Origin of the sequence: Giesbergeria sinuosa (assembly GCF_042652905.1) — a bacterium.
GTDB classification, from domain to species: Bacteria; Pseudomonadota; Gammaproteobacteria; order Burkholderiales; family Burkholderiaceae_C; genus Simplicispira; species Simplicispira sinuosa.
The window spans coordinates 173,489-186,179 of sequence record NZ_JBHSHJ010000004.1 but is presented as its reverse complement, the minus strand read 5'-3'; the positions used below and the strand labels follow the sequence as shown (position 1 = coordinate 186,179).

The following is a 12,691-nucleotide window of genomic DNA, read 5'->3' as shown; positions in this document are numbered from 1 at the left end:
TTGTTGCACAGTTGCAGGCTTTGATTTTGCCGTGCCAGCCACATCTGTCCAGTCTATGCTCCACCCACCCTTGCCATGAACCCACCCGAAACCTTGCGCATCGACAAATGGTTGTGGTGCGCGCGCTTTTTCAAAACCCGCAGCCTGGCGGCTGAGGAGATTGCCAAAGGCCGTGTCAGCGTCAATGGTCAGGCTGTGAAGGCCGCACGCGAGGTACGCCCTGGCGACACGGTGTCTCTGCGCCAAGGACAGGTGCCACGCACAGTGCTGGTGCTAGGCATCAGCCATACCCGTGGCCCCGCCCCTGTGGCACAACAGTTGTACCAAGAAACCGCTGACAGCCTCTTGGCCCGCGAGCAGGCTGCCGAACAGCGCCGCTTGGCCCCAGAACCCGCCGCCAGCCTGCACGAAGGCCGCCCCACCAAACGCAACCGGCGTGAACTCGAACGGGCCCGAGATTGGGGCGACCGTTGGAGTGCCTCGGTAGAAAAATGAGCCATCTTCACCCCCTTCCCTCCTTTTCTGGCAAACACCGTGTGGCCTGGGCAGCCAGCCTGTGCTGTCTGGCACTGCTGACTGGCTGCGCAACCAACCGCACCAAAGTGCTGGGGCCACAGGAGAATTTCTCCTCGGTGGCGACTTATTCACGGCTCTTTGATGCTGCCCCGGCACAAACCTGCGAGGCTGCGCGCCGCGCACTACTCAGCCAGGGCTACATCATTGAAACCAGCCGCCCCGACCTGATCGAGGGCAAGAAAAACTTTCAGCCCAATGGCGACACCCACCTGCAAATGTTGATCCGGGTTGTCTGCGTGCCCGAAGGCAACAACGGTGCGGTCAGCTTGGGCTTTGTCACGGCCGTGCAAGACAGTTACACCCTCAAAAAGATCAACAACTCTGCCAGCTTGGGGGTTGGGGGTGTGGGGTCGGTATCACTGCCATTTACTTCGGGTGGCGAATCATTGGTCAAGGTGGGCAGCCAGACCATCTCCTCCGACAGCTTCTACGAGAGTTTCTTTGATCTGGTCAAGCGTTACCTGCTCGATGGCACGCCACCGGACTCCTGAAGCAGCACCGCACTACACCACCACAGGCTCTGGCTCCAGCCGGATGCCAAAGCGTTCGTAAACGCTGGTCTGAATGGCCTTGGCCAGCGTCATCACTTCGCCGCCAGTGACGCTGCTCTCACCTCTGCCCCGATTGACCAGCACCAGCGCCTGTTTTTCATAAACAGCCGCTTGGCCCACGGTTTTGCCTTTCCAGCCGCAGGCATCAATCATCCAGCCTGCGGCCAGCTTGATGGTGCCATCGGGCATAGGGTAATGCACGATCTTGGGATCTCTGGCGATGATGTCTTGGCACTGCTCTGGCGTGACCGTGGGGTTCTTGAAAAAACTGCCCGCATTGCCAATCACCGCCGGATCGGGCAACTTGGCGCGGCGAATTTCGCACACCCAGTCAAAAATCTGCTGCGCACAGGGTTGCTGCACCCCTTCTTGGGCCCGGCGGCGCTCCAACTCCAGATAGCCCAGCTCAGGCTTCCAGGGCTTGGGCAAACGCAAACGCACCTGCGTAATGATGGCACGCCCAGCCAACCCCATGCCGCGCGGCAAACCATCGGCAGTGCCGGGTGCAGGCAGATGCTTGAACACCGAGTCTCGGTAGCCAAAGGCGCACTGGGCGGCATCCAAGGTAAAGGTCTGGCCTGTGGCCATGTCGATGGCATCCAGAGCATCAAAACGGTCTTGCAGCTCAACACCATAGGCACCGATGTTTTGTACCGGCGCTGCGCCCACCGTGCCCGGAATCAAGGCCATGTTCTCCAACCCTGGCCAGCCCTGCGCCAACGTCCAAGCCACGGTGTCGTGCCAAGACTCACCAGCGCCTACCTCCACTATCCAAGCACGCTCGGTCTCTTGCACCAGCCGACGGCCCCGAATTTCCATTTTCAGCACCACAGCCGCCACATCACCGGTAAAGACGATATTGCTGCCGCCGCCCAGCATCAGCCAAGGCTGACGCCCCAGCAAAGGGTCGGTGCGCAAGGCGTACAGATCGTCTACGCTGCGCACCCGCACCAAGGTTTGGGCACGGGCCATGATGCCAAAGGTGTTGCAAGGCTGTAAGGAAACGTTTTTCTCGACTAACATCGCCCGGATTGTCGCACCAGCCCTATAGGGCACAGTCTTGTGTGCGTCACCTGTTTTTGGAAAGAAACCGACCATGCCATCGTTTGATACCGTTTGCGAAGCCGATTTTGTCGAAGTAAAGAATGCCGTGGACAACGCGGCCAAAGAAATTGGTACCCGCTTTGACTTCAAGGGCACCTCTGCGGGCATTGAGCTCAAAGACAAAGAAATCACCCTGTTTGGTGATGCAGAATTCCAGCTCCAGCAAGTAGAAGACCTGTTGCGCAACAAATTGACCAAACGCAATGTGGACGTGCGCTTTCTGGACATTGGCAAGCCACAAAAGGTGGGCGGCGATAAGGTCAAGCAGGTCATCAAGGTGCGCAACGGCATCGAGGGCGAATTGGCCAAGAAGCTGCAAAAGCTCATCAAAGAGAGCAAACTCAAACTGCAAGCGGCCATTCAAGACGAGAAGGTGCGCGTTACGGGAGCCAAACGTGATGACTTGCAAGCTGCCATGGCCCTGATCCGCAAAGAGATTGCCGATATGCCGCTGTCGTTCAACAACTTCCGCGACTGAGCCAGACCGCCACAGCACTGCGCACACCCCACCATGCCCCCACTCTTTCGGCCTCCCATCGGCTCGGCGCTGGCAGCGGTGCTGTTGGCGCTGGCCCCCACACTGACGCCAGCACAAACCGTAGCCTTGAGCGGCGTGCTGGGGCACAAGGCACTGCTGGTGGTGGGCAACGGTGCGCCACGGGCTATGGCAGCCGGTGAAACACACCTAGGAGTGCGGGTGATTTCGGTAGGCAAAGACGAGGCCGTGGTAGAGGTGGCGGGCAGCCGTAGCACACTACAACTGGGCCAAGCCCCTGTGAGCGTGGGTGGCAGCGGTGGCGGCAGTGGTCGGCGTGTGGTGCTGATGGCCGATGCCCGAGGGCATTTTGTCCAACAAGGGCAAATCAATGGCCAGCCCATGCCGTTCATGATCGATACCGGGGCATCTACCATTGCCCTGGGGCAGGCCCAAGCCCAGCGCCTAGGGCTAGACTACCGCAGCGGTCAACCCGTGCGCATGAGCACCGCCAACGGCACCGCCCAAGGCTGGCGTTTGCGCCTCGACAGTGTGCGCCTAGGTGATGTGCAGGTCTATGGCATTGAGGCTGTAGTCACGCCCCAACCCATGCCTTATGTGCTGCTGGGCAATAATTTTCTCAACCATTTTCAGATGACACGCACCCCAGACCAGATGGTGCTGGAGAAGCGCCGTTGAGCGCCTGCCCACCATGAATCCCAGAGTACAGCATCGTGCCGCCCAAGACGAGGAATACGAAGATTTGCTAGGTCTGTGGGCCGATCTGGAATCCACCCTGTCGGTGTTGCTGGCGCATCCCATGCAGGCCCGGAATTTTGCCGCCAAGGTGCGCCAATGTGACCGCTGGTTGCAAGACTTGGTGGCGCACGACATTGACGCTGCGCTGTATTTGATGTTTCAGTTGGCGTCCACTTCCACGGTGGGCTACAGCACCTCGCACGCCTTGGTGTGCGCCACCCTGTGCCACATCATGGCAGGCGAGTTGGCACTGACGCTGCGCGAGCGCAACGCCTTGGTGCGCGCCGCCCTGACCATGAACGTCGGCATGACGGCCTTGCAAGATGAACTGGCCAATCAGCACGAGCGCCCCAGTGCCGCCCAGCAAGAAGCCATTCGCAAGCACCCCGAAGAGGGGCAGGCCATTCTGGAGCGGCTGTATGTGACCGACCACCTGTGGCTAGACGTGGTGGGCCAACACCATGTCAACCTGCCCCAACGCACACCGTTGGCGGCGCTGGAAGAAGTAGACCGCCTTACCCGTGTGCTCAATACCATCGACCGCTATGCGGCCATGATCAGCCCACGCCACAGCCGCCCTGGGCGCAGTGCCACCGACTCGGTACGGGCGTTGGTCGGCCCCGGCATTGACCAGCGTGACGAGGTAGGCTATTTGCTGGTGCGCAGCATTGGCTTGTGTCCACCGGGCACCTTTGTCCGTCTGGACAATGGCGATACCGCCATCGTGCTGCGCCGCAGCGACAAAGCCAACCTGCCCTTAGTGGCCCGTTTGGCCGACCGCCAAGGCAAACAATACAGCCCAGCCCGCCTGCACCAAACCGCTGACAGCAAACCCCAGATCCAATCGTCTCTGCCGCGCGCTACCGTAACGATGGAACTGAACCACCGCACTATGGTGCGCGTGGGACTGTATGCCGCCCAACGCAGCACCAGTTTGGTCACACAACCGGGAGGGCTGTAGCTGGGGGAGAAGAGGATGCCTTCTGCGGCAGGCTCAACGGCTCTGGCTGGCTGCCCCGTGCACATGCCCCCAATACAGCAACGCATCGCGCCCCTGCACCGACAGCTCTACCGTGGCCCCCACGGGCAGCAATACTTTGGTCTCGACATGACCATAGGGCAGGCCCGTCAGCACCGGCACTTGGAGCTGACTGCGCAGCCCTTGCACCACCGTAGCCAGCTTAAAACCCTTGTCATGGGCCGCCAAGGTATAGCCCGTAAACTGCCCCAATAGCACGGCCTGTTGCTGCGCTAGCACTCCGGCATGCAATAGCTGCGTCAACATGCGCTCAATGCGGTAGGGGTGTTCGTTCACATCTTCCAAAAATAGGATGCCGCCCGGCACCTGCGGAAAATACGGGGTGCCCAGCAAAGAGCACAGCACCGTCAGGTTGCCCCCCCAAAGCCGCCCAGACTCGATATACAGCTCCTGCGCTGGGGCGGGTGGTTGGTCTATGGGCTGCTTGGGAAGAGGTGGCAGCCGCCAACCGGAGCCTTCGCCGTGGCCTTCCAGCAAGTCTTCAAAGCAGGCTTGCATGATGTCATCAGGCGCCTCTACACCGCCAAAATCTGGACACAGGGCTGGGCCAGCCCAAGTGGTAGCCCCGGTTTGTGCCAGCACAGCGAGTTGAAAAGCCGTGAAATCACTCACCCCCACAAACTGTGTGCCCCGCTCAATGGCCTTGGCCACTGCCGCATAAGGCAGGCCCGGCAAAATGCGCGTGAGGCCATAGCCTCCGCGAGAGATCAGCGCCACATCGGCACCACTGGCGGCCGCACGCCCAATGGCGGCCAAGCGTGTGGCGTCATCGCCTGCAAACCGGGTATGGCTGCTCAGCGCATCGGTATCAATCTCCACCTCATAGCCCAGCGCCTGCAAACGCTTCACACCCCGACGGAAGGCGATTTTGTCGCGCACCGCACTGGAGGGCGAATAGATATAAATGTGTTTGGGGCCGGTGCTGTGGTGGTGGCCGCAATGGCAGGAAGGGTGGTCAGCGGACAAAACATCCAGGCCCGACAAGGGCCTGCTCCATGCAAGCTAAAAAAGGGGTACACCAGCATTGGATGCACCCTGCAAGAAAGAAAAATTCAGGCACCGAAGTATTCCATAGCCTGCTGCGCCAGCGCCGCTGCTTTGACCCGACTGCTGTGGCGCTGTTGTCCATACAACACTGGCAGACCAGCCACATCCATGGCCCCTCCACAAGAGTGCTGGGCCATGGATGCCCAAGCCCGTGGCCCGGCCGCAAAACCCCGATCTGGAAAAGGCGCCTGCCACACAGCCGCCAAAGTGGGATCTGCGGGGCCAGCCTCCAGCACCAACACCCCCACACAGCCCTGCAATACAGGCTGCCGCGACAGCAGCATGGCCTCATACAGCCCCAGACTTTCGACCACCAACACCCAACGCGCAATGCCCAACCGCTGTATCCATTCACACCACACCTGCATATGCTGCTGTGGGGTATGCCAGCGTTCTTTCTTGGGCTTGTCGCTGCGGCCAAACCCTATCAGATCCGGCACCAACACCCGCTGGTCAAGGGCCGTGAGGGCAGTGACCAAGTGGCGGTAGACATAACCCCAATGCTGTGGCCCATGCAGGCACAGCCAAGCGGTTGGGGCATGGGGGGCACCCTCATCCAGATAATGCAGTCGCAGCCCCGCCAATGCGGGCAGATCGCTACAGTAATGTGCGGCCCACGGCCAATCTGGCAGGGCAGCAAAACGTGCATCAGGGGTGCGCAGGGCATCATCGCGCAAGGGATGGGCCGCCAAGGCCACCGCCCGCCGCTGGCGGCGGCGCTGACGAAAAAAATCCCCGAGTATCTGTGCGCAGTCTTGCGCCAACACGCCCCCCTGTATTTGGGTGTGGTGATTAAGCTGTGCTTGGGCAAACAGATTGAGCACCGAACCGGCCACACCAGTTTTGGCATCGGCAGCACCAAATACCACCCGTGGCAGGCGAGCGTGAAGCATGGCACCACTGCACATGGCACAAGGCTCTAGCGTGACATAGAGGGTACAGTCTTCTAGCCGGTAGTTGCCCAGTTGTTGCGCTGCTGCACGCAGAGCAACAATCTCTGCATGGGCCGTAGGATCATGGCCCGCCACTGGCCCATTACGCCCTGTAGCCACCAACTGGCCCGCACGCACCACCACGGCGCCTACCGGCACCTCGCCAGCCTGCGCAGCTGCTTGCGCCTGCTCTAGCGCCAGTCGCATCCAGTAGGCATCATCATGCAAATTCATGGCCTGCACTATAGACCGGTGCGCAATGCACTTGGGGCAAGAAAGCGCCTATTGGGCGTCGGCAGGCAGAGGTCTGGGCTGTTGCATCTGGGCCTCAACCGCCTGCCGGTATTGCTGCACCTGCTGCGTGGGTGGCAATGGCTGTCCTGCCGCTCCGGGGGCTACGCCTGGGGCCGATGGCAGTGACGCACGAGAAGCAGACAACTGCTGACGGGCCAGCAAGCCCACCACGGCCAACGCCAGCACCAAAGCCACTATGGTGAACACTGTACGCATATTCAGGGAGGCGACAAAGTACCGGCACCACGCTGATCTTTGAGGGCTACCTCATACTGCAACGTGAGGTTGTCGGCAATCTCCAGCAAACGCTCGCTGGCGCTGGCCATAGCACGCAAGCCACGAACATCGGGCTCACGGCCAAAAGAAGCGGCAAAAAACACCCATTGCATATCAGCCGCCGACAACTCGGTGCGCAAGCTGGTGTTGGTCACGGTAGCGGCACCCAAGGTGCTGAAGATACGCTTGCACTCGTCCAGATCGGCTTGGCGCTGCTCGCGCAAGCCCGCCATATCCTGTCCGGCAGCCTGTAGAAAGTAGCTTTTGGCCAATCGCTGTGAACGCATCCGCAACCCTGCCGAGGCCTGCACCAAAGGGTGCATGGGCGCTTTGCCCAGACGCTCTAGGCCATGAAACAGCACCTCAGTGGCAACCAGCATCTGATCGGCCTGGGTTGCTACTGCGGTGGCCCCCTCACGGGTGGCTGGCACCAGCACCAGTCCATCGAGCGTTTCGGCCTGCTTGCGCACCTGGGCCTGATGCCCGGCAATATCGGCAGGCCAAGAGACCTTGGTCATGTCATCCAACGTAGCCTGCACCAGCCGCTGTGAAGCACTGAGGGCGGCCTTGACATCATCCGGCTGGACTTTGAGGTGAAGCTGCAAATAAAGCTTGGCCATGCGCTGCGCCAATGCCCCCAAGCGACTGGCCCGATGCAACCAAGTGCTGGCCGTGGGGCCAGGGGGCTGTGCCCCCACAGCCCCCACCACGGACGACAGGCCGACCGCCCCGACCATCTGCAACAGCATCCTGCGCCGCACCACAGGGGTGGCAGATACGCTAGGACAAAACAAACGCTCGGGCAAGGATGGTAGAGACAACATCGATGAAATGCTCCGGGTCGTGGATGCGGAAGAAATATGCTGTGATTCTGGAACCTGCATGGTGGCCGTACCATGATGCAAGTCAAGCTGGCCCGCATTGCAGTACCCAACAGCCCACAGACGCCCCCCGATGCCCAATACTGCACGGCAAGCAAGAACCTGCCACACTGCCCAGCCCTTGTTGTCCCTGACCACGACCCATGTCAGCACTAGCCCTGCCTCTGACCGACACCCTGGGCAGACCACTGCGTGAACTACGGATCAGCGTTACCGACCGCTGCAATTTCCGCTGCCCCTACTGTATGCCTGCCGAGGTATTCGGGCCTAACTACCCTTACCTGCCACGCCATGCACAACTCCATTTTGATGAGATCGTGCGCTTGGCTAGGTTGTTTTTGGGTCAAGGGGTACGCAAAATCCGCCTCACGGGGGGGGAACCGTTGCTGCGCCCGCAACTAGAAACCTTGATTGCCCAGTTAGCCCTGCTGCGCACGCCAGAGGGCCAAGCCGTAGAACTGACCCTGACCACCAACGGCACCCTGCTGGCGCGCAAAGCAGCCGCCCTGCGCAAGGCAGGACTGCAACGCCTGACGGTGAGCCTAGATGCACTTGACGATGCAATTTTTACCCGAATGAATGGCGTAGGCTTTGCCGTGAGCGAGGTACTGGCGGGCCTGACAGCAGCGCAGGCCGCAGGCTTTACCGGCACTAAAGTCAATATGGTGGTGCAACGGGGCGTGAATGAACAAGACGTATTGGCGATGGCCCAGCACTTTCGGGGCACAGGCATCACGCTGCGGCTGATCGAGTACATGGATGTGGGCCAAAGCAACGGCTGGCACATGGCTGCCGTGGTGCCCAATTCCGAACTGATAGCCCGTCTGCAAGCCGTGCTGCCCTTGGTTCCGTTGGCACCACACCACCCGGGCGAAACCGCACAACGCTGGGGTTGGGCCAATGCCCAGGGGCAGCACGATCCCACACAGGGAGAAATCGGCCTTATCAGCAGTGTGACCCAAGCTTTTTGTCATACATGCAACCGGGCGCGGCTGGCAGCGGATGGACAGGTGTTCACCTGCTTGTTTGCCAGCCAAGGCTATGATTTGCGCGCGCTGCTGCGTGGTGGTGCCGATGACACCACCCTGAATGAGGCCATCGCCCAGTTGTGGCAGGGCCGCCATGACCGCTACTCGGCCCTGCGCACTCCATCGGCCTCCGTCAGGGGGCCAGCGGTGTATCCACTACACCGTATCGAGATGGGCTATATCGGCGGCTGAACGGGTGTCAGCGCCTTCAAGGCTGCAAACGCAACACATTCAAATCCATCCCTAAGGCTTGTTGGGCCAACGGCACCAAATGCTCGTGGTGGGTGAGGAAAATCACCTGGGTTTTGCGTGCCAACTGGCCCAAGGCCTGTAAACCGGCACTGGTGCGCTGCTCATCAAAATTGATGAACAAGTCATCGGCAATAAATGGCATGGCCCGCCCAGGCTGTGTCTGCCTGTCCAGTGCGGCCAGTCGCAGGGCCAGATAGAGTTGATCGCGCGCGCCTTCGCTCAACCCCTCCACGCCCACCAACGTACCCTGTGGGCGATGACCATACAGACGCGGCACAGGGCCATCGGTATCCACCACCAGCCGGTCAAAGGCGCCCAGCGTCAGATCAGCAAAAATCTGGCTGGCCAGTGCCAACATCGGGCCTTGCTGGGTCTCACGAAACCGTGCCACACTCCAGTGCAACCAACGCGCCATGGTATACACCTGCACATAACGCTGCGCTGCTTCGCTCATGCGGGTGATGGCCTCTTGGCGCAGACCCTCGGCCTGTGCAGCCCGATCAGTGCCATCAAATGCAGCTAACTGGCTCCGCCACTGCTGGGCAGTGGCACTGAGCTGCTCGGTGCTGGCCTGCCACTGCTGGTCTTGCGCTTGCAAATGCTGAAGTGCCGCCAGAATGTCGGTCGATGCCAGTGAGGCTACCTCGGCCCGCAAGGCCTCCAAGGGCAGACCATCGCCCTGTTCATGCAGGCGCGCTTGGGCCTGGGTCAGTTCCTGCTGGTACTGGCGTGCCTGTGTGGCCTGTGCTATCGCATGGGTCAGAACACGGTGCCGTTCTTCTGCCGTGCAGGCATCCCCCGATGGCCCGAGCAAGGCATACAGTCCGGCCAAACTGGCCTGCAACTCGGTTTGGCGGTGTTGGGCCTGCACCCCACCCGCACGGGCCTGCTCTAATGCCTGTTGCCAACGCTGGCGCTGGCTTTGCGTTTCTTGGGCCAGCGCCAAACGCTGGCGCAGCGCCAGCACTTGGGCTTCAGCCCCCTGACCTTGCAACTCTGGTGCCAGGCGCTCGCACAACGCCTGTGCAGCCACAGCCAGCGCATCCAGATCGGCGCGCATGGCTTCAATGCGCTCGGTACGGATGCTGTCGATCCTGTCTAGTCCAGCACTGATGCGCTCCATCACCTCTAAGGCGGTGCGCAATGGGGCCGGCTCGACATAGCCCCCATAACCCGCCTGATGCAATTGCTGCTGCCATTGCAATTGCCAGTGCTGCCACTGCTGCTGTGCGGCCGCCCAATCCTGTTGCAAGTCGAGCAAGACTCGGCGGGCTGTGCTGGCTTGTTGGCGCAGGCTTTCACGCTGACCATGCAATCGTTCGGTCTCGGCCAGCATCTGACGGGCCAAGGCCATGCACTCGGCCAAATCAGGATAGTGCTTTGCAGACTTAGGTGCCGATACGGCACCCTCTGCCGATGGATACAACAGGGCCAACAAGGCCGCATGTACCTCCTGTGCCACTTGGGTGCTGTCTTGGTATTGGCGCTGCAAACGGGCCAAGTTCTGCTGCAATGCCAAAGCACGGGTGCGCCGCTCCAACCAACCAGCGGCAGCGGCCAATGGCAGCTGTGCAGGCAAATGGCAAGCCTGCACCAGTTGTTGCCATTGCGATTGACGCTCCTGCAAACGCTGGCTCATCTGCTGGCCGCGTTGGGCTTGTTGCTCTACCTCCAAAGCCAGCCGCTCAATATGCTGCACCTCGGCCTGATACTGGGTCTGGTGCTCAAGATGCTCTAGTCGGGCATCGGCCAAACCATCAGCCTGCGCCACCAAACGCTGGTATTGCAGTATCTGAGCCAGTTCCAAACACAGCGCAGGCGCGCTGTACCACTGCTGCCAACAGGCATCACGCCACTGGCGGGCTTCTTGTACCTGCTGCAGGCTCACGGGTTGCCACCGTGAGACAGACTGTGCCAACGCCAATTGCAAACGCTCCAGCTCTGCCTGCTGCATCTGGTGCTGGGTTTGTGCTGCCTCCAGCGCAGCCTGATCGGTGCGCTGGGCCAACAACAATGCCTGCACCTCGGTTGCATCGGGGGCCAACATACCGTGCAACGAGTCCAACGGCACGGTATGTGGCCCCATTGCCTGCAACTCCGCATCCAAAGCACTTTGGCACTCCAGGATTTGGCTTTGCAGGGCTTTACACTGGCCTGTGTGGTCGCCAAGTTGGTGGGCGCGGGCCAAAACCACCTCCAGCGCAGTGCCATCGCTGTGGATCGTCAGATGTTGCTGTTCGGCTTGGGCCTGCTCCAATTCGCGCTGTTTGGCCTCTACCTGAATTTGAGCAAACTGGCACTTTTGCTGTAGTACCTCATGGGTTTGCAGTAAAGCCGTCAAGGCCATCCGCATGGCAGGCGCAGGCAGGCGCTCACGCACGGCGGCCAAGGAACTGGCATCCCAGCCCAAAGCATGGGCATCAGCCTGCACCCCCAGCCAATAGGTGTGCACCTCCGCCTGGCGCTTTTCTATGTCGGGGCGGTGGGCACGGTACTGCATTCGTCGTGCATCCAGCTCGGTGATCTCTGCGGCCCATGCCAAACAAGCCGCATCTGTGGGCAACGCCTCCAAGGCTTGATGGGCCTCCCGCTCCGCAGCCTGACAACGCTGGGCCTCGGCTTGGGCCAAGGCCATGCCCCGATCTGCATCCTGCAACCATTGGGCAGCCTGCTCGGGAAAGTCGGGCACTGCGCCCAGCCCTTGCAGGGCCTGTACAGCAGCATCGTAGCGATGCAACCAAGGCGCTACGCGGCGCACACGCTCCAACTGCTCGCGCTGGCAACGGGCCTGATCGCGTTCAGCATGCAAAGCCAACAACTGCTGCTCTGTACGCATCAACGCATCGCGCTGCTCTTTCCAGCCCGCAGCCCGGGCCGTTGCCACCTTTAATTGCGCCTGCGCCGCCTTGAGATCATTTTCGGCTTGGTAATACGACCGCTTGTCCGATTTACGTGGTGCCCAGAGCTGATCTGCCTCCGCCTCCAAGCCCCTGAGTACCTGCCCCAGTTGCTCCAAGCCCGATGCCGACTGAAACAACATCCGCCCAACATCATCAGCCGCCGACAAAATGCCTGCACCACCAGCCAACAAGGCACTATGGTCTAAGGAGAACATCTGCTCAAACAGCGGGCGTTGCATGTCGCCCAACCAGGGCAGCAAAGCCGTATCAGGCAAAGGCGCATCAGCCAGTGAACGCAAAGTGTTTTTGTTGCCCTTGGTACGCTCAAAAGCCAGCTGCTGGTCATTGGCTTGCAGCACACCGCCCAATCGCAAGTCAGGCATAGGATGCAAAAAGGCCATCGTGGTGCGTGCTTCAATGCCAAACAACCAGTCTCCCAAAGCGGCACGGGTGGTGGATTTTCCTGCCTCATTGGGGCCAACAATCAAGTGGATGTCCTGCGCAGCAGGCGGCAAATCCAGCACATGGTTGGTAAATTTTCCATAACGGATCAGTTGCAACTGGCGAATACGCATAG

The 12,691-nt window shown here is 60.5% G+C and carries 12 protein-coding genes; 6 read left to right on the top strand and 6 right to left on the bottom strand.

Features of this window, described 5'->3' with window-relative positions; all coding sequences use genetic code 11:
* The first annotated feature begins 75 nt into the window (after nucleotides 1-75).
* Nucleotides 76-495 (top strand): RNA-binding S4 domain-containing protein, encoded by a 420-nt coding sequence (locus ACFO6X_RS07455; RefSeq protein WP_382431602.1) that lies wholly within the window; start codon nucleotides 76-78, stop codon nucleotides 493-495.
* Nucleotides 492-1,067, top strand: coding sequence for a DUF2242 domain-containing protein (locus ACFO6X_RS07450; protein ID WP_382431600.1), 576 nt, complete (start codon nucleotides 492-494; stop codon nucleotides 1,065-1,067). The genes ACFO6X_RS07455 and ACFO6X_RS07450 overlap by 4 nt, the downstream gene beginning before the upstream one ends.
* Nucleotides 1,068-1,079: 12 nt before the next feature.
* Here ACFO6X_RS07450 and murB read toward each other — a convergent pair whose 3' ends face one another.
* Nucleotides 1,080-2,150 (bottom strand): UDP-N-acetylmuramate dehydrogenase, encoded by a 1,071-nt coding sequence (gene murB, locus ACFO6X_RS07445; RefSeq protein ID WP_382431598.1) that lies wholly within the window; start codon nucleotides 2,148-2,150, stop codon nucleotides 1,080-1,082.
* Nucleotides 2,151-2,223: 73 nt separating this feature from the next.
* Between murB and ACFO6X_RS07440 the strand changes: the two genes are divergently transcribed.
* The 3 genes from ACFO6X_RS07440 to ACFO6X_RS07430 are packed head-to-tail and all read left to right on the top strand — an operon-like array spanning nucleotide 2,224 to nucleotide 4,426.
* Entirely contained in the window at nucleotides 2,224-2,709 is a 486-nt protein-coding gene (locus ACFO6X_RS07440; RefSeq protein WP_382431596.1) for a YajQ family cyclic di-GMP-binding protein, read from the top strand.
* Between the two features lie 33 nt (nucleotides 2,710-2,742).
* Complete coding sequence (locus tag ACFO6X_RS07435) at nucleotides 2,743-3,405, top strand: retropepsin-like aspartic protease family protein (protein ID WP_382431594.1); 663 nt, start codon at nucleotides 2,743-2,745, stop codon at nucleotides 3,403-3,405.
* 13 nt (nucleotides 3,406-3,418) lie between these two features.
* Entirely contained in the window at nucleotides 3,419-4,426 is a 1,008-nt protein-coding gene (locus ACFO6X_RS07430; RefSeq protein ID WP_382431592.1) for an HD-GYP domain-containing protein, read from the top strand.
* A 33-nt stretch (nucleotides 4,427-4,459) separates the two neighbouring features.
* Here the strand turns inward: ACFO6X_RS07430 and ACFO6X_RS07425 are convergent, their stop codons facing one another.
* The 4 genes from ACFO6X_RS07425 to ACFO6X_RS07410 form a co-directional block, all read right to left on the bottom strand.
* Nucleotides 4,460-5,488: an LD-carboxypeptidase gene (locus ACFO6X_RS07425; protein ID WP_382431590.1), complete on the bottom strand. Its 1,029-nt coding sequence runs from the start codon at nucleotides 5,486-5,488 to the stop codon at nucleotides 4,460-4,462.
* Between the two features lie 68 nt (nucleotides 5,489-5,556).
* The gene (tadA, locus tag ACFO6X_RS07420) at nucleotides 5,557-6,717 is read right to left on the bottom strand and encodes a tRNA adenosine(34) deaminase TadA (protein WP_382431588.1); all 1,161 of its coding nucleotides are present in this window, start codon (nucleotides 6,715-6,717) and stop codon (nucleotides 5,557-5,559) included.
* Nucleotides 6,718-6,765: 48 nt separating this feature from the next.
* On the bottom strand, nucleotides 6,766-6,993 hold the full coding sequence (locus ACFO6X_RS07415; protein ID WP_382431586.1) for a hypothetical protein: 228 nt from the start codon (nucleotides 6,991-6,993) through the stop codon (nucleotides 6,766-6,768).
* 2 nt (nucleotides 6,994-6,995) lie between these two features.
* Nucleotides 6,996-7,877 carry a hypothetical protein gene (locus tag ACFO6X_RS07410; RefSeq protein ID WP_382431584.1) on the bottom strand — a complete coding sequence of 294 codons (882 nt, stop codon included), beginning with the start codon at nucleotides 7,875-7,877 and terminating at the stop codon, nucleotides 6,996-6,998.
* Nucleotides 7,878-8,077: 200 nt separating this feature from the next.
* On the opposite strand from ACFO6X_RS07410, the gene moaA reads away from it, so the two are divergent.
* Nucleotides 8,078-9,154, top strand: coding sequence for a GTP 3',8-cyclase MoaA (gene moaA / locus ACFO6X_RS07405; protein WP_382431582.1), 1,077 nt, complete (start codon nucleotides 8,078-8,080; stop codon nucleotides 9,152-9,154).
* 16 nt (nucleotides 9,155-9,170) lie between these two features.
* On the opposite strand, the gene ACFO6X_RS07400 is transcribed toward moaA, so the two are convergent.
* Nucleotides 9,171-12,689 (bottom strand): ATP-binding protein, encoded by a 3,519-nt coding sequence (locus ACFO6X_RS07400; RefSeq protein WP_382431580.1) that lies wholly within the window; start codon nucleotides 12,687-12,689, stop codon nucleotides 9,171-9,173.
* Nucleotides 12,690-12,691 lie beyond the last annotated feature (2 nt).

What these genes read in the sequence shown, in the direction of transcription:
- ACFO6X_RS07455 (WP_382431602.1), top strand. Translation starts at nt 76, where the DNA reads ATGAACCCACCCGAAACCTTGCGCATCGACAAATGGTTGTGGTGCGCG.
- ACFO6X_RS07450 (WP_382431600.1), top strand. Translation starts at nt 492, where the DNA reads ATGAGCCATCTTCACCCCCTTCCCTCCTTTTCTGGCAAACACCGTGTG.
- murB (WP_382431598.1), bottom strand. Translation starts at nt 2,150, where the DNA reads ATGTTAGTCGAGAAAAACGTTTCCTTACAGCCTTGCAACACCTTTGGC.
- ACFO6X_RS07440 (WP_382431596.1), top strand. Translation starts at nt 2,224, where the DNA reads ATGCCATCGTTTGATACCGTTTGCGAAGCCGATTTTGTCGAAGTAAAG.
- ACFO6X_RS07435 (WP_382431594.1), top strand. Translation starts at nt 2,743, where the DNA reads ATGCCCCCACTCTTTCGGCCTCCCATCGGCTCGGCGCTGGCAGCGGTG.
- ACFO6X_RS07430 (WP_382431592.1), top strand. Translation starts at nt 3,419, where the DNA reads ATGAATCCCAGAGTACAGCATCGTGCCGCCCAAGACGAGGAATACGAA.
- tadA (WP_382431588.1), bottom strand. Translation starts at nt 6,717, where the DNA reads ATGAATTTGCATGATGATGCCTACTGGATGCGACTGGCGCTAGAGCAG.
- ACFO6X_RS07415 (WP_382431586.1), bottom strand. Translation starts at nt 6,993, where the DNA reads ATGCGTACAGTGTTCACCATAGTGGCTTTGGTGCTGGCGTTGGCCGTG.
- ACFO6X_RS07410 (WP_382431584.1), bottom strand. Translation starts at nt 7,877, where the DNA reads ATGTTGTCTCTACCATCCTTGCCCGAGCGTTTGTTTTGTCCTAGCGTA.
- moaA (WP_382431582.1), top strand. Translation starts at nt 8,078, where the DNA reads ATGTCAGCACTAGCCCTGCCTCTGACCGACACCCTGGGCAGACCACTG.
- ACFO6X_RS07400 (WP_382431580.1), bottom strand. Translation starts at nt 12,689, where the DNA reads ATGCGTATTCGCCAGTTGCAACTGATCCGTTATGGAAAATTTACCAAC.